Origin of the sequence: Mesobacillus selenatarsenatis SF-1 (genome assembly GCF_000813125.1) — a bacterium.
GTDB classification, from domain to species: Bacteria; Bacillota; Bacilli; order Bacillales; family Cytobacillaceae; genus Mesobacillus; species Mesobacillus selenatarsenatis.
The window spans coordinates 20,510-38,479 of record NZ_BASE01000035.1 but is presented as its reverse complement, the minus strand read 5'-3'; the positions used below and the strand labels follow the sequence as shown (position 1 = coordinate 38,479).

The following is a 17,970-nucleotide window of genomic DNA, read 5'->3' as shown; positions in this document are numbered from 1 at the left end:
AATTGTATAAATTAAAGCTGTTGATGTCAAGAATCGGATATTAAGTGGGCTTGGCAAACGATACAGATTTTACTGTTTTATCTATACTATTGAAGCAGAATAAATTTAGATACCCGTATTTCTCGTATAAAAGGGTGATTTCTATCTGCTTCAAATAGTATCAAAAGATAAAATATAGGCGCTTACCGTAACAGCAATAACAATCAGGATAGCAGCAAGCCAAAAATTGATTGCAAAAAATAATATCGTTCCCAATATCGAAATCCACATCAAGCTAAGACTTAACACCTTATTTTTTAAGGTAATTCCGTTTTTCTCTCGAAAATCCTTTATATAACCGCCTAACCATTTATTTTTGATTAGCTTTTGGTAAAGCTCGTCTGACGCCTTTACATAACAGGCTGCACCAAGCAGAATCAGCGGTGTGGTCGGCAAGAGTGGAACCACGACTCCGATCACTCCCAGGGTTATTGAAAGTGTCCCTATGGTGATTAATAAAAACTTTACAGCGATGTTCACCGTGTATCCCCCTAGAAGTTTTATATTAAGCATTTTACAAGATGCTGTCTACTCAAACTGGTTGACAGGAATTCCAGCCTCTATATAACTTCTGATAAGCTTCCAGCCAAAGTCATACGCAAATGTCTGAAATAAGAGATTACTAGTCTCCATGCTTTTCCCGTCGAGGACCAGCCTGGCAAGAATGATTGCCATTACCTCATGATCCCTTATCTTTATCCTGTCTATAACCGTTAATTCCCAACTTGCTTTATTTCCTTTGACAAAATTAAAACCTTGCTCCCACCCTCTGATTGATTCATCATACCCAAAATCAGATATTTTACCATCTGTAATTTCCCTTGCCTGGTATTCACCTGAGATCATCATCTTTAATTCTGGCAAGGAAGAATTTCTCCAAACATCTAGATATTCATCAAGAAAACGATTAAATGACTCTTCCATTTCCACACCCCTTTAACAACAATGACAAAATTATCCTATAATATCATGCAGAATTCAATAACTCCGAACAAAAAAGCTGCTCCCATAGGAACAGCTTAATTATTTTAGAATTATGGAATGTCTAGTATAGTAATGGCTATACCTGTAGAAAAATTCCACAACTGTCTCCCTTCCTTCGACGGTAAGGGTGTAAATAGTTTTAGTAGACTCCGACTTTTTATCGAAATAAATTCCATGTTTTACGGCATATTCTTCTATATACGACTCGATTTCTTTCTTCTTAATAGTATTAGGAGTTTCGGAGAGTGATAGTTGCTTTTCTTGCACAAAAGTATCAAGGTATGAAACTATATCATGTTTGCTTATACTCATATTAATGAATGATCATTCCTTCGCATCAAATTATCCAATAATTGGCAATAAAAAAAAGTCAGAAAAGGATCGATACGCGTTAATCCTTTTCTGACTTATGATCTGGTTCTATGCCCATTCATTGCTATCAGATTAGTATATTTAGTTATTCACTACAAATAACTTTAAGGTAAGTTCTTTTTCGAATAAGCAAGGTTAAGAATTTTAACCTTTACCCTATTGAGTATAGTAACATTGTGTCATAAATAAATCAATAGGAACTTCAGTCAGGCTTAAGAATAAACAAAGTATAACTTTTGTCCTTATCAAAATTCCAGTCAACGAAGTAATCAGTTACTTTTGCGTTTAGATACCTCTCATACGAACTTTGATGCTGAGTAATTACTTTCTTTTCCAGCTTTCTTTTTGCTATCATCAGCGTTTCTTGAAACCCTAATTGAATAAATTCTTTTTCCAGGCTTATTAATATGCCGTGGCGAACGATGATCAGTGTCCGTTCATTAAGCAACTTAGAGTGGGTTTCTTCAGGAGCCTTCTGAATTTCCATGCTTAATTCTATCGTTTCCTGCTCAACAAGGTTTTTATTGTCATATGAATCGAAATTATATGGCTGGTCTTTTTCAAAAATGAAAAGTAACATTCCTGATTTTTCATCGAGGTTCCAGTCATAATAGAATTCTTTAATTTTATCTTTTGTATTCAATTCTATATAGGATTTTATTTCTTCTTCGAGCGTATCCATCATTAAATCTCTAGTCTTTTGGACATAGACGCTTTGTTGATTAGTTAGGAGAGTATTCTCCATCGGGGATAAAAAATTGGTAATATAAATGGAAACGAATGGCTTCGAGATGGTACAAAACACATTACCTGGTCCACGGCCAAAATTCTCTCTTAACAACTTCCCAATATATCCACTGATTTCTTTTTCAAGCATTGCTACTTCCATAATATACCTCACTATGTAATTTACTCCTCTTTATCTCTTCCCTAATTCAGCACATGCAAAACCAGAATACCTCGTACTTAATCTTGAACTAAACTGCAGATTTATGTATAAATCAATAAAGGTTTATCGTTATATTTAATACTTGCTTCGGGCATATTATCCATAAGTAAAGGGGGACATATCTTGGAAAGCACTCATAATTCCATTAAGATGACAGCTGCAGAGATTTCATACCTTTGGACAACCTATCTATCAGATACAATGTCTATTTGTGTTTTACAATATTTCCTTCAGCAAATCGACGATTCTGACATAAAAGTACTGGTGCAGCAGGCGCTTGATTTGTCGTTTCAGCATGTGGAGGGTATTAAAGAAATATATGCTCAAGAGGGAATAGCGGTTCCTCAGGGATTTACTGATCAGGATGTAAATCTTAAAGCTGAGAGATTGTTTTCTGATATATTTTATTTAAAATACATAAAGAACATGGCTGGGGGCGGTTTATCCGGTTACAGCAGGATGCTGCCAAATATATATCGTAAAGACATCAAGAGATTTTATTCAAAGGCATTGACCTCCTCAATGGAACTGGAACAAGAAGCGACCTTACTTCTACTGGAAAAAGGGCTTGCTACCCGTCCCCCCTTCATTCCTTATCCCGATAAGGTGGAATTCATCAAAAAACAATCATTTTTCCTTGAGGGTCTGGGCCGCAGAGGAGCCTTATCTGGCAAAGAAGTAACTCACCTCCACTTTAATATTGAAACGAATCAGTTAGGAGCCGCGATTTCGACAGGTTTCAGTCAGACAGCCCAAAACAAGCAAGCACGGAATTATTTTATTAGAGGAAAGGAAATCGCGCTAAAACATATTAAGGTTTTTAGAGATTACTTAGAAAAACATTCCCTTCCTGCGCACGCAGGAATTGAACAAGAAGTCTCTGAATCGACACAATCAGTCTTCTCTGATAAATTAATGATGTTTCATTTCAGCGTAATGATTTATGCTGGTATTGGCAATTATGGGGTTGCGATTTCCGAGAGTCAAAGAAGTGACCTTGTAATCGATTATTCGCGATTGAACGCAGAGATCCTCAAGTATTCCGAAGACGGGATCAATATTATGGTTGCAAATGAATGGCTTGAACAGCCACCATTATCAGTTGACAGACAAAATCTTTCAAAAAAATAGATGGATAAAAAAAGCACCCAGTGGGTGTTTTTTCTACATATGTATTTAATGACTTATCCGATACTATCCATTAATAAATTTCAGAATCAATATGCCATAAATAACTTTTAAGTGGCAGTGATTTTTCTGTATTAAATTGAATTCCTTCAGATTCCAGCAACAGTTTCTGTGTCATGAACATTTCTTCATCCCGGAAGCCAATTTCTCCTTTAGAATTAATCACCCTATGCCATGGAAGACCATGTTTTTCTGACATCGAATGGAGTATTCGGACAACTTGTCTTGCTGATCTTGGGCTTCCAGCCGCTTTTGCTATTTGTCCATATGTCATCACTTTCCCATATGGAATTGTCTGAATGATTCTTATAACATTATTAGTAAAACTGGTCATTATTCCACTTCCTTTACTACAAAGGCTGTTTTTGTAAAGATGGTTGTTAGAATCCTAAAGACGATTTTAACGTAATATCTACAAAACAATATATCATAAAAATCCCTGGCCTAAGGCCAGGGATTTTTATCACTTAAAAGAATAAGATTTAAATTTTTTAATGATTGCCCAGCACATTAGTCCTATCAACCAGTAAATCGGAAATGAATAAATATGTTTCCAGGTAATTTCTTTATAAATCTCCAGGTAGACCATGAACGGTTCTGCAACAAAAGCCAAGAAAAGGGATAACACACCTGTAGCGATTAAAAACTTTTTAAATGACATACTGAATTTTTGATACACCAACATAAAAGGGATTATCACGACTCCCACATCATATGGATATAGCTGCGGATTTAAATATGGTGTGAGTCTGACTGGATATGTCCATACCATAGCGTTGCTGCCGATTGAATCCAGGAAGATGGCTGTTACACCATAGAATAAACCAAATGCTGTATTTTCGATTAGCTTTGTTTTATCAACCCGTACCCACCAGACAATGGCTGGGACGATGGAAAGAACCAAGAGAAACCACCATTTATAGGTAAGAAAGTTATTTTCATACCAATATGTCCTTAATACCTTATGATATTTCGCCTCAGCATCTAATAGTTCCTGTAGTGAGATGGAGGTTAAAATCATCATATAATCATTCAATTGGGATCCAATTGCACCAACCGTTGAAAAAAGCATAAAATCACACCCTTTGTATATAGAGTGTGATTTTTGCTGCTAAATATGTAAATTCAGCTAATTTTGATGTTTGATTTCTTTATATATCTCGATAAGCCGATCCGGCTTTGCATCCGTACAGAAGGAATACACTCCTCTTGTTGTATGCAGATAAAGAAAGCCTGTTCTTCCTGACATTTCCTTAAATGTAATATCTAATATGTCACGCAATTGAAAAATGTCAGAAGCTGTGGTAATCCTGTCATGATACATTCTGATGAATTGCTCGTTTTCTTCATAAACTTGTTCATTATCTTCTATCCTGCGATCAACTTTCCAGTAACTATGCGAACAAAGCATTCACAGCTCCCTCCCTTCTGATCAATTTCGCACCTTTTTTATTTTACTCATGTTGTTTAACAATAACTAATATATTTAACAATAATAACAGGACTTCATAAAGAGGAGGAATTTTTTGAAATGCATCGGTGAACTTTTGGATCAGGAGAAGTACCGGGTCAATGGAAAAATTGCCATCATCGAAAATAAGGAGGCCGTATTAAAGGTTTTTGGGCTTAGGAATGGAAAATGGCTTGATTTATGGGATATCGATTCCCGGATTCTGACCCTGTTTTATAAATCTTATGAAGCTGAATTCGATTGGTTCATCGTTGTATATGACTACCCATCTTTCTGCGCCGACAAAGATATAAAAGAAGCGATTATATGGCATGAACTTGGTCATATTGAATACCCGGTGGTAGAACAACAATTGAGTATTGAAAGTGAAATTCAATGTGACGGGCTTGCTATCAAAAACGGGCACCAGGAAGGCATTCGGAAAATACTGAATCTTACTATGAAAATGGCTAAAACACTTAACCATGAAATTTTAACTCATGTTACTTTCGAAAGGCAAATGAAACTGCCTGTCTAAAAATGACCTTCCGATTCCTGTTAAGCATATCGTCAAAAAAACTTTTGCTACGGCTTTAATCAAAGAGACCCGCCAAACGGCGGGTCTTTTTGATCAACCAGTATTCCTTAATCCTGCAGCAACGCCGCTGATAGTTAATAAGACTTGAGTCAATAATTCATCATCTGGATCTTCATCCTTGCGAAGCTCCTTAATCAATTCCACTTGAATAAAATTAAGTGGATCAACATATGGATTTCGTCTATGGACAGAATCTTTGATATTTGGTGTATGGTCAAGAAGTTCTTCATCCTCTGTAATTTGCAGAAGGATCTTTTTGGTTCGATCATACTCCTCTAAAATGTTGCCAAAGATACGGTCAGCAATTGCTTTATCTTCCACCAGTGAAGTGTATTCCTGCGCTGTGGTGATATCCGCTTTCATCAGCGCCATTTGCAGATTATCAACAGTACTACGGAAGAATGGCCATTCTTCATACATTTCCTGTAAGACCTTTAAATTATCGGGACTTGCCTGTGCAAAGCTCTGCAAGCCAGTTCCAGCCGCATACCATGCAGGGAAGAGCTGCCTGCTTTGTGTCCAGGCGAACACCCATGGTATTGCACGAAGATTTTCGAATTCGGCACTGTTCTTACGGCTCATCGGACGTGAACCGATATTCAGTTCAGCTAGTTCTTTCAACGGTGTAGCTTGGTTGAAATATGTGATAAAATCTGGATCTTCAAACACAAGCGACTGATATTTCCTTAAGGAAACAGCAGAAATTTGCTCGATGGCATCAACCCATCTTTGGTCACGCAAATGACCCTGCTCAGATTCCTTCAATACATTCGCTGCCGCCTTCATCATCGTAGATGTTGCCTGTTCAAGGCTTCTATAAGCAATATCTTTCAACAGGTAACGAGATGACAAAACTTCACCTTGCTCAGTAATTTTGACTCCTTGACCAAGGGTCTCGACAGGCTGGGAAAGCAGGCTCTTGTTCAATGGACCGCCTCCACGGCCTAGTGAACCTCCTCTGCCATGGAAAAACTTCAAACCGATTTGATATTTCTTCGCCATTTCATTGATCTCAAGCTGGGCTTTGTAAAGCTTCCAGTTGGCTGTCAATGTTCCGCCATCCTTGCTTCCATCTGAGTACCCAAGCATGATTTCCTGCTGGTCCCCCATTTCATTCAAATGATTGCGGTAAATTGGCAACTTGAACAATGTTTCCATAATTTTTGGACCTGCTGTTAAATCGTCGATTGTTTCTAGCAACGGAGCGACGTTTAGATCGGTCTCAAAAGTACCGTCCGCATGGAGTCTATATATGCCAGCCTCCTTAGCAAGGACAAGCACTTCAAGCAAATCGCTCGCGGATTGAGTCATACTAACTAAATAAACAGAAATTGAACGCTTCCCGAATTCATTGTGCGCTCGTTTGATCATCTCAAAAACTTGAAGCATTTCCTGCGTCTCTTTTGAATAATCCTCATGAAGAAGCAGCAATGGACGTGGGTCTTCAAGGATTTTAACAAGTAATTCCTGCTTTTCATCTTCTGATAGTGATGGATAATCCTGATTGATTCCAACCTTCTTCAGTATTTCAGCAATTGCCGCTTCATGTTCCCCGCTATGGTTACGGATATCCAGAGTGGCAAGATGGAATCCGAACAACTGGACTTGCCTGATCAACTTTTGCAATGTTTTGAGTTCATGATGAACAGGGTGGTGCTGATAGATGCTACGCTTTATGACCAAAAGGTCTTCAAGCATTTCCTCTGATGATTTATAGCCAATATCCGATTTTCCAGCTTCCTTAAGTCTTTGAATGATAATAGCGAATTTGCGGCGATAAACCTCGCCTTCAATATTCCATTTTTGATCAGCCGTTAAATATCTTTCTTCATCTTTAATGACTGATGCGACTAGTTCTTCACTAACAGCTGCTCTTGTTGTTGAATGACTGAAACGCTTCATCAAATCAACTAATACAGCTTTATACTTTTTAAGTACCAAACGTCTTTGTCTTTGTAATGTTTCCCATGAAATATCCGGAGTAACATTTGGATTCCCATCCCTGTCACCACCGATCCATGAACCGAATCGCAGGAAGTGAGGTACTTTCCATTCATGTTCAGGATAATGGCCTTTCAGGCTAGTTTCTACTTCCTGATGGATTTCAGGAAGGACATCGAATAGTGTCTGGTCAAAATAATAAAGTCCGTTCCTGACTTCATCAATGACAGTAGGTTTACGGTCCCTCAATTCATCAGTCTGCCAAAGGACTGAAACCTCATTGAATAGGCTTTCCTCGATCCTGTCACGCTCTTTCTTGGATAAGAGTGGATTGTCCAGACTTTTAAGAATACCTGCTATCCTTTTCTGGATTTCCAGGATTGAACGTTTGGTGGCTTCCGTAGGATGGGCTGTTATAATCAATTCCAATGAAATGGTATTCAGTACATTTTGGATGATATCTGAGGATATATAATTGTCTTTCAACGAAAGGATGGCTGCTTCAATAGAGCCTGGCTGTGAGCTGGTTTCAGATTTGAGCAGATAGTCGCGGCGCCTGCGGATCCGGTGATTTTGTTCTGCTGCGTTGATTAAATGAAAATATACCGAAAATGCCCGGATGATATTTTTTCTCATAGGGACAGACAAGCCTGCGATTTCCTCTTTTAAAGCAGGGTATGTATCGCGGTCATGTTCATTCCTTAGCGTTTTGCACATCGCTCGAATCTTTTCTACTTTTTCAAACAGTTCCACTCCGCCATGGTAGACTAGAATATCTCCGAGGATGTTCCCTAGCATTTTTACATCCCGGCGCAATGGCAAACTGCTGTCGTTCACTTCAATTCCTGATGTCATTTTGTCACCTTCCTAAAACTTGTAAGAATATTTTAAATATTAATATATCATAAAAGTACCGAGATTGTGAAGTGATAAGCATATTGAATAAGTATTTCCACAATAACTTCCCTGTTTTATAAGTGTAAGTATTCCTTAATTATTTTTCCACTCAAAGGCCCTTGAAACTAACCCTACTAAAGAAAAGGCTTCCCTAAACGGGAAGCCAATATCAACAAGTATTCGTGTTCGTTAGCTTGCTTTATTCTTTTTCTCAGGTTTCCCTGTTACAATTACTTTCATTGTGTTTACTGCCTTTGTTTTACCCGCAAAGTTCTCTGCTTCTGCCTGCAAAGTATGCGTTCCATTATCAAGATCTAACTCTACTGAGTACTTGCCATCCTGTCCTGCTTTAACTGAATCGATCAGGAATACTTCATTGCCATGCTTTTCATAAATATTCACGGTCGTTCCCTGTGGTGCTGTGCCTTCTACTATTGCCGGCTCACCCTTCACCATCAATTCTTCCACTTCCCAAGTTGGTGCTTCAGGGATTTCCTGTACTGTATCCTTTGACCAGCCAAGGGCATTTACGAATAACTGTCGCCCATCTTGAGTCCAGCCATAGTCAGGGCCGATGATATTTGTAACAGCAAAAGAAGACATCAGCAAATGCATGTGCTCCTTGCTTCTGAATTCAAATCCAATTGAATCCCCTTTACTCTCTCCGTCAACAGAAAGGCTCGAAATTGCTATACCTGTATAATTCTTGAACGTCGCATATGGACTTTTCGCCGTGTGGATTTTAACCCGGTCATTTTCATCCAAATCGATTCCGTTGAACATTGGATGTCCATCTGCTGCTTCAACATATATCGCTCCTTCATTATATCCCTGCTGGTCCATTTCCAGACCTCCCGTGACCTCCTTTAGTCTTTGGATTGAGCCTTCAGCAACGCCCCATGTGCCTGTGAAAATAAGGCTTGTCTTTAGTTCGTCACTTTCTTTGATCAGCTGTTCAAATTGCTCTTTTGTTCCTTTATTTGTATTGACTAGGATGACATCATATTTTCCAACATTCCCGAGGATGTCCCAGCCTTTCTCTTCCGCATACAGTTCCTGTTCATTTAATAAACCTGTCAGGGCACCATTAACATCTCCCAATACTGCCGCCTCAAATGAGTTGAGTTCAAGGTTGAATTCCTTATCTTCAGATACAATTTCAACCTCAAAAGCTTCCTGCAGATACCCTTCAGCTATTACAAACAAAGTGTACTCGCCAGGCAGCAAATTCTTGAATTCATATGAACCATCTTCTATGCTGGAGCCTTCCATCTTAAAATCTGGCTCATCTTTTGGAACTAGTGTCAACTTAGCACCAGCCACAGGTTCTTTGTCTTTCTTGCCTGTAATTACACCATTTAAATCAGATCCATCAATAGCTTCCAGTGTGAAGTTCAAATCGACACTGCTTCCAAGGTCTGCAACTTTAGCTGGCTTGGTTTGTTCAGCAAAGCCTCTTGCCTGGACCTTCACTTCGTAATCACCAGTACCAATTCCAAACTTATACTGGCCAGCTGAGTTGGTGGTTGTTTTGTGGTATGTTCCCTCAATGGTGACAAAGGCATTTGCAATTGGATTTCCCTGGCTGTCCTTTACTTCTCCTTTGATTTCACCCTGGCTAGCAGTCAAAGCGTAATTGATCGCATTCACATATATCTTTTTCGCATTTTCAGTCCATTTTTCGTTCGGATGGCCATACCCGCTGATTTGCAGTGCGGAAAGAAGAATATGAACACTATTGGATGAACTGAACTTATAGGCAATTGAGCTGCCAAGTTCTCCTTTAACCGGGTTAGTCAAGCTGGCAAGAGTCGTTCCGCTATAGTTTTCAAACACCGAATACTGTACTGCTCCTTTAGGATTGAGAAGCAATGGAATTTCATCTCCCATATTGAATCCCTTCAGGATTGGATGGTTCTCATCAACTCGAAGATTGAGTTCCTTATCTACGAAAGTAAAATCAAAATATTCAGGGTCACCATATGCATCACTTAAATCTCTAATCGGACCTCCGAACAAGGATGTGAAAATAATGCTGACTTCATTTTCATTTGCTTTCTCCACCATCGCCTTAAATCTATCTTCCTTCATTGAATAGGATGTATCATTGACGATGATTAATTTATAGTTTGGTATATTCTCGATCAACGTTTCAAATTCTGCATAAGGATGCAAGTCAACATCGTATCCATTGCTTTCTAGGAACGGCATAATTCTGTCCTGCTGATACGGGTTTGCTAGAAGTGCAATCTTTTCAGAAACAACAAGTGAGACATTTAGGTCTGTCTGTTGGTCTGTTGTAAGTTCTACAGACTGGTAGATCGGCTTATAGCCGGCCGCGATTACCCTGACTTCATATTGGCCTTCTGGAAGTGTCGCTTGATACCTTCCGTCCTCACTTGTCTTGACTGTCACTGGTGTTCCGATGACTTCTACTCTTGCACCTTCGATTGGATCTTTCGTAGAGGCATCGACAATTTTACCAGCCAGGATGCCAGAATCAACAGCTTCAATTACGAAATCTTCATTTGTCGCTTCGCCATTTTTAAACGAGACCGTGAATTCTTTTGGATTGTGGCCAAAAGCTTCAATAGTCAAGGTGTAGTTTCCTTCCTCAAATGCAGCAAAGAACTTGCCTTTCTCATCTGTTTGATAGGTTTTGCCGGTTTCTTTTACAGAAATTGTCCCTTTTACTGGTCCATTGACGTTCTGCACTGTACCATTAAGTTCACCGACAAGTGCCTCTTTCTCTTCGAGTGCCCAGTCTAGCGCGTTATTCAATAGCCGTTCTCTTGCTGGGTCAAACGATTCATTTGGCTTGAACACATGGCTGACTGTCATATTAGCCAAGAGAATTTCAACGGTATCGGTCGTCCTGCCTTTGTAGGCGACCATGCTTCCCTTTTCCCCGGTTCCTGTATGTGAGAAATCAATGACCGTTGTACCCGAATAGCCGTCAAAACCATAATAATAACCCGACTTTCCAGGTATTTCAATTATATCTCCTCCTTCAAAACCCGCAGCAAGAGGATGGTCTCCCACTACAGTTCCCTGTGCTCCTGGTTTGTTGTTATGTTCGAAGATCGTTTTTGGATCTTCATTGAATTCCTGCAAATATCGTATCGAACCTCGTCCTCCCGCCTGGCCTGTCCAGATAACTGATTTTCTACTTTCATCCAGTGCTTTCTGGAATGCTAAAAATTCTTCTTTCGAAGGTTCTAAATTCCTTGCATAATCGGAATTCGCGAATACAACATCGACCTCACCCAATTTATCTGTATCCTGATAATCCAGGTAAACGACCTTGTATCCTCTTTCTTCTAAATACTGCTTATACGTGGTTCCTGAAGCAGTCAAGTCCACGATGATCCCAACAGTTGGTGAAGGTTTTAATTTTGCGTTCACTGCAACTTTTTGACCGTCCGTAATTTTCACCTCAAGATCCTTGCGTACATAGCCTTCCTTTTCAATTCTTGCTGTATAGTTCCCTGGTTCTACTTTAGAAATGTTATATTGACCCTTGACGTTTGTAATCGCTTCTTTTGGTGCTCCTAAGAGTGTGATTTTTGCGCCTTCAATCGCATTCCCATCTTTTGAATCTTCAACGGTACCTGAAATGGAGCCAACATTCTCTGCTACTGCCATTCCAATCTCCATCGGCTCACTGTCCATTTCTGCCGTCACTTTCATCGTTTTAGCGGCATAACCATAGGCATTGATTTCAATCTCGTATTCACCTGATAACAGCGCGATTGTAAAACTGCCATCCTCACTGCTTGACTGAGTTTGGAACGGCTGTCCCTTCACCTTGATCTCTGCCTTTAATGGATTACCTTCTTCATTGACGATCTTCCCGCTGATAACTGGATATTTGACATTTGCTGCCCATAACACCGAATTAATGAGAAGCTGCTTACCCTCCTCAGTATAATCCTTGGCACCATGGTAATAAGCAAAACCATGGCCGCTCAACAGCAATTCAGCACTTCCGGCAGACCTTGGTTTATAAGCAATTCCAAGGCCATGCGTGGCATCTGAGCCTTCATGCTTGATCACTGCAAGAGGATAGCCACTGTAATCCTTGAAGTAACCAACATAGCTGGCTGCTGGAGTGAGGATTTCAATGATTTCCCCAGTCTTTGCTCCATTAAATATTGGATGCTCCTCGATTACCTTGTACTGGGCAGCTTCGGTTGTCTTCCTCATCGTTTTAAGCTCTTTCGGATCCTTTCTGTAATTAACCAGCTGCTTAATGCCTCCACCCCAGACAGCATCTCCATAAATCAGGCTGGTTTGCGCATGGTCTGCCGCTTCCATCATTTCATTGGTTATGGCTGATGAGCTTGGATCATTGAAGAAAATGACATCAAACTCAGCCATTCTCTGAACTAATTCTGCGGGCTGTACATCTAAAACATTCACTCCGTACTCATTCATAAGAGCTTTGAAGTTTTTCTCGGAAGAAAAGTAATCACCTACTACACCTACTGATGGCATAGTATGCATCTGAATGTCCAAATCACCCGAATGGCGTGCGATATCTACATTTTTTGTTTGTTCGATGTATCCATCCTTACTTGATTTTAGTGCATACACCTCTTCCTCTAAGCCATGAACTTCATATCGTCCGTTAGCAGCAGTCTGAACTTCTGTTATCGTTTCGCCAGCTGAGTTTTCTACTGTTATATTGACACCTTGAAGCTCCATACCTGAAATGGCATCTGTTACTGTACCTGTTAATAGCCCTTTCTCCGACTCACCTAAAGCGATTTGGACTGTGGCAGCCGATTCCTTAGCTACAGTAACGGTTTCTTCTTTAGAACCTAAGCCTTTTGCCCTGACTTCAATTTTAAATGTACCTTCATCATGAAAAAGTGTGAAGTTCCCATCGCTGTCAGTCTTAGCTTTAACTCCTGTTCCAAGCACTTCGATGTTTGCCTCGACAGGTTCTCCAGCTGCATTGGTCACAGAACCTGTTATTTTTCCGTATTCAGCTTTGTACAGGTATTCAATACTGTTAAACAGGATTTGCTGCTGTCCTCGCAGCCAGGCCTTGGAACTCTCCCAAGGTACAGTCGCATGGCTAGACAATAACAAATGGGCACTGTCCTCGGATACAGCTTTATAAGCAATTCCCGAACCGACAAAACCAAGGTCAGTGTTACCGATCTTACCGATTGTCCTGCCGGAATATTGATTGAACCAGGCAAAATCTGCGTCATTCTCTAAAACATTGATTCTGTCTCCAGGTTTGTATCCCTTGAAAATAGGATGTTCTGCTTCAACCTGGATTCTTACTTCCCCGCCATCATAATCATGATTCAGCTCTTTAGGATCCTGATAGTAGTCTTTCAAGTGGTGGATGGATCCATAATTCGAGCCCCACTGGTCTGTGAAGATAATGCTGACATTATGGGCCTTTGCTCTTTCTGCCAATTCTTTGAACTGGTCCTCAGTAGGTTTGATTCCATCCGAACCGTATCCGCCATTCAGGTAAAGTACTTTATAGCGGCCTATGTCCTCGACAACATCCCAGCCACGTTCTTCTGCGATAAAACCATTAACATTCAACAAAGTCGTGATTTCACTCTTATAATCATTAAGGACCGCAATGTCAATTGGCTTTAATTCGAAGGTTAAGTCAGTACCTTCGCCGGATTTGACAACGATTTTCAAGCTGCCGGTCTTATAACCCTTTAATGTGATATCTGCCATGTAGGTTCCTTCATATATTTCTTCCTTTGCAAATATCCCATTACTGTCTGTCTTTCCCTCAACTGGTGACTGATTTAGGAGGACAGTAGCTCCGTCTACTGGATTTCCGGTACGTTGGTCTTTTACAAGTATAGATAAAGAGCCCTTAGCTGCTTCCTCAAGTTGATATTCTTTCATAAATTGATATCCTGAAGAAAGCTTTACATTTTCAGTGATTTGCTTTTTACCATATGAAGAAATTCTTACTGTATAGTCACCGGGTGCATGCTTAAGCAAGAAGCCTCCATCATCATTTGTGTCTATAGTTACGCCTGTTTCTTCCACAGTGACAGAACCTTGAACAACATTCCCATCGCTATCCTTTAATATGCCTTTGACAATGCCAGGTGAACTGTAGCTTTTTACGCCTGTTTGGTAAGGTACTAGAACCTGACCAGACAGAATAGGAATGCCCGATGTACTATAAACCGGGAGGCTGAAATCTTTCATTCTCTCTCCAGTGTAAACATCAATGACAGAAAGATTTCCGCTTGTACCTGCAAAAAATAGTAGTCCATTTGAAGAAACAGAACCACTGTTCAAAGTCGTGCCCACAGAGCGGTTGTTCCAAAGCTCCTGGCCAGTCTTGGCGTCGAACGCGCGCAATACCGGCTGAACAGCTGAACCAATGACGACAATATTTTCATAGACAATTGGAGAACCAGCCTGTGTATCACCGATCCCTTCTGCCTTCCATTTCTCTTCACCTGTCTTGCTATCAAGAGCATAAAGCGTGCCGCCTTCGGTGCTAAAGTTGGTACCTGCCAAATATAATGTGCCGGCTTCAAATACCGGCTTTGAGGCAACTCCTTCATTTACGAGTGTTTTGCTCCACACTTCTGTTCCATCTTCAATCCTGAGGGCCCTGAGCTTTTGATTATCATAGCTTCCGATAAATAACATCCCATCTCCAGCACTAGGACCGAAATAGGTAGGCGCACCAAGATTGACACTCCATTTCTTTTCTCCAGTCTCTGCATTTAACGCGGTTAGCTTTGCATCTTCTGAAAGGTCCGATGAAACGAATAAAGTTCCATCAACAAGTAATGGAGATTCATAGACTGCCATTGACCCAACCGCAGTCGTCCATATAATGCTACCGGATTTGAGATCCAAAGCATAAATCTTTCCATCTTCTCCTCCTGAAAGATAGACAGTATCAGAATTTATTGTTGGCGATGATCTGTTCGTGCTTCCGATTCTTACAGACCATTGCTCCTTGCCTGTAAACGAATCTAGTGCTACAACATATCCGTTGTCCGTAACAAGGACCACTTTGTTATTAGCTGCTGCTGGGGTGGAAAAAAGAATCTTGCCTTTACCTGTAGTATTGAACTCCCAGCTTTCATCTAGTGCATCCAGGTCAATTGCATTTGCAGAAACAGCATTGCGTTGATTGTTGCCGTTCGCCATGGACCATTCCTTATTTAAATTGTCAGGGTTACTATTTACCTTCAAATCAATGGAAGTTTCCGCGCTCACATCCAATTCTTTTGCCAATCCATTTATCCCTTCACCCGAAACCTGAAGTACATACTGACCGGCAGGCAGATTTACAATTTCAAAAGTACCGTTAGCATTAGTCCGATAAGTTGGCAGCGGTGTGTTTTTGACTCTAATAAATGCATAAGGCACAGCCGTCCCAGAGCTGTCAGTTACTTTTCCAGTTATCTTATATGCCTGTGCGTTCTCCAATACCCAATTCACTGATAATGTTTGACCTTTTTTTAGCTCAATTATTGTTTCGAAATCCTGATAGCCAAAAGATGTAACCTTGATTTTATGGCTGCCTTCCCTGATTTTGAATTTTATATCCCCGCCTTTTCCAATATTATAGGAAAGGCCTTCTTCCTTTATTTCAAGTTTTCCAGCGAGCGGCTTGCCATCCTTGTCTGTCAGCTTGCCGGTAAGCTCACCAGCGAAAGCAATTTCGGTGACAGCCTGGTAAATATTCATGATACCCGTGCCATAGGAATCATTTGGCAATGTTCCCATGTGAGGCTCTACTCTCGAAGTCTGCTTAAGAGTTTCTTTTACCTGGTCAATTGTCAGGTTTGGATTAGCCTGCAATAATAGCGCTACTGCACCCGTGACATGCGGAGTCGCCATTGATGTACCACTGATAGTGTTGTATTTCCCTTCATTCCGTTTAGCTGGCCATGCTGAATAAATCCTGTGGCCAGGTGCAGATATATCAGGTTTAATGATGCGTTGCTCATCGCCGTTTTCATCCTTCCAAAAAACAGGGCCACGGCTGGAGAAAGAGGCAGTTTGGTCATACGCATCAGTTGCGCCGACAGCAAATGTTTCAGGGAAGCTTCCCGGAGAACCGATTGTTTGTGATCCAGGTCCATCATTCCCTGCCGCAAAAGATGGGAAAATTCCTGCTGACACCCATGCTTTTACATCTTCATAGAATTCAAGGTTATAAGTATTTGAATTCCCCCATGAGTTGTTGACTACATGAGGAGCCTTCGATGGGTCACCGCCTGGAGCCATGAACCATTGGAAAGCCTGATGGATAGCGGATAGAGTTGTGGAGCCCCCATCATTGAAAATTTTTGCTGCAATCCATTCTGCTTCAGGAGCTACCCCGATTGGTTCGCCAGTGCCGCCGCCAACTGCTGTTCCGGCTACGTGGGTTCCATGACCATTTCCATCATTCGGTTTGTCATACCCCTGGCCTGATAAATCAATCCACGAATATTGATGATTGCCATCTCGGCCGCGGTAGTTATGTTTAAGTGCTTCATGATTTCCGTCTACCCCGGAATCCATGATTCCTACAACCATACCCTCTCCTTTTAATCCGTATTGGCCCCATACCTTAGGTGCATCTATTTTTTCAAGTCCCCATTGAGGCAGTCGCGGTGGATTTTCTTCCACTGTCAGCTCAGGAAGACTAAGTGTTTCATCGAGCGAGATTTCCGCTATATCGTCATGTTTCTTAAGTTCTTCAAAAGCATCTTTTGTGATTGAAGCAGTAATCCCATTGATGATCCAAAGAGAATCCTTCTTTTTTGCTTTTCCTTTAGTTTCCAAAGCAGAGAGTGCCTGCTGGATTCCTTTTTGAGAATTGTTCGCTTTTTCTTTGAGGTGATCCTGGATGGCTTTGATTTTTTCTGCGCGGTTTTTCTTTGCTTTCACCTGGGGATAAATCTTGCTGAGGTCTGGTTGATCTTTCATCCTGATGATGACATTAAGTTCTTGTTCCTTTTCAAAGGCTTTAAGCAGAGCTGCCTCTTTCTTGAATTCAGTAGCTGTTGCTTCATCCCCTTTCAAAGGTGGAGGGTCGATTCCCAATCCATCTAAAAGCTTTGTCAGTTCACCACTTTCTTCTGATGGACTTTCTTGTTCTGCTGCTTTTTCAGAAGCAGCGGCCTGTTCACGCTGTTTTTCCAGTACGAGTTCTTCTTCGGTAAAACTCTTGGGTTTCTGTTCAGCTGCGAAAGACAGCTGGCTAGTAAACGATGAAATAATCATCAGTATCACTAACATGACTGCCGAGAACTTCCTTACGGTAACCTTCTTTTTTCTAAGCATTTTCTTGCACCTCCTGATAATTTGATTACCGAAGAAATACTGCATAATTTTGTAAAAACCTTTTAATTTATTGAATATTAATACTATTCAGAAAAAAATGAATACAAAGTATTACTACATTTGTAATTTATAGGGAATTTGTAGCAGTTTATAGATATGAAAAAAAGACCATAAAATGGTCCCTGATTCTGGTTTTATTTAATTACCGGAATGACTTTAGCGTTACAAGTCTTTTCATAAAATTCTATTGGTCCG

10 protein-coding genes are annotated in these 17,970 nt (G+C 40.5%); 2 read left to right on the top strand and 8 right to left on the bottom strand.

The window, feature by feature from the left end:
* Positions 1-150: 150 nt before the first annotated feature.
* The 3 genes from TY49_RS07755 to TY49_RS07740 form a co-directional block, all read right to left on the bottom strand.
* Positions 151-519, bottom strand: a complete 369-nt coding sequence (locus TY49_RS07755) for a YbaN family protein (RefSeq protein ID WP_232310410.1) — start codon at positions 517-519, stop codon at positions 151-153.
* Positions 520-567: 48 nt separating this feature from the next.
* Positions 568-963 carry a hypothetical protein gene (locus tag TY49_RS07750; protein WP_041965335.1) on the bottom strand — a complete coding sequence of 132 codons (396 nt, stop codon included), beginning with the start codon at positions 961-963 and terminating at the stop codon, positions 568-570.
* Between the two features lie 634 nt (positions 964-1,597).
* Complete coding sequence (locus tag TY49_RS07740) at positions 1,598-2,284, bottom strand: Na-translocating system protein MpsC family protein (RefSeq protein WP_041965399.1); 687 nt, start codon at positions 2,282-2,284, stop codon at positions 1,598-1,600.
* Positions 2,285-2,467: 183 nt separating this feature from the next.
* Here TY49_RS07740 and TY49_RS07735 point away from each other — a divergent pair, with 183 nt between their 5' ends.
* A complete protein-coding gene (locus tag TY49_RS07735) occupies positions 2,468-3,475 on the top strand; it encodes a DUF3231 family protein (protein ID WP_041965333.1) in 1,008 nt (335 codons plus the stop codon).
* Between the two features lie 70 nt (positions 3,476-3,545).
* Here the strand turns inward: TY49_RS07735 and TY49_RS07730 are convergent, their stop codons facing one another.
* The 3 genes from TY49_RS07730 to TY49_RS07720 all read right to left on the bottom strand — a co-directional run bounded on the left by TY49_RS07730 (position 3,546) and on the right by TY49_RS07720 (position 4,943).
* Positions 3,546-3,866, bottom strand: a complete 321-nt coding sequence (locus TY49_RS07730; RefSeq protein WP_041965332.1) for an MGMT family protein — start codon at positions 3,864-3,866, stop codon at positions 3,546-3,548.
* A 129-nt stretch (positions 3,867-3,995) separates the two neighbouring features.
* Positions 3,996-4,604, bottom strand: a complete 609-nt coding sequence (locus TY49_RS07725; RefSeq protein ID WP_052442126.1) for a CBO0543 family protein — start codon at positions 4,602-4,604, stop codon at positions 3,996-3,998.
* Between the two features lie 57 nt (positions 4,605-4,661).
* Complete coding sequence (locus TY49_RS07720; RefSeq protein ID WP_041965331.1) at positions 4,662-4,943, bottom strand: hypothetical protein; 282 nt, start codon at positions 4,941-4,943, stop codon at positions 4,662-4,664.
* 115 nt (positions 4,944-5,058) lie between these two features.
* Between TY49_RS07720 and TY49_RS07715 the strand changes: the two genes are divergently transcribed.
* On the top strand, positions 5,059-5,520 hold the full coding sequence (locus TY49_RS07715; protein ID WP_041965330.1) for a hypothetical protein: 462 nt from the start codon (positions 5,059-5,061) through the stop codon (positions 5,518-5,520).
* A gap of 93 nt (positions 5,521-5,613) precedes the next feature.
* Here the strand turns inward: TY49_RS07715 and ppc are convergent, their stop codons facing one another.
* Entirely contained in the window at positions 5,614-8,376 is a 2,763-nt protein-coding gene (ppc, locus tag TY49_RS07710; RefSeq protein ID WP_041965329.1) for a phosphoenolpyruvate carboxylase, read from the bottom strand.
* Between the two features lie 231 nt (positions 8,377-8,607).
* Positions 8,608-17,715, bottom strand: a complete 9,108-nt coding sequence (locus TY49_RS07705; protein ID WP_041965328.1) for a carboxypeptidase regulatory-like domain-containing protein — start codon at positions 17,713-17,715, stop codon at positions 8,608-8,610.
* Between the last annotated feature and the right edge of the window lie 255 nt (positions 17,716-17,970).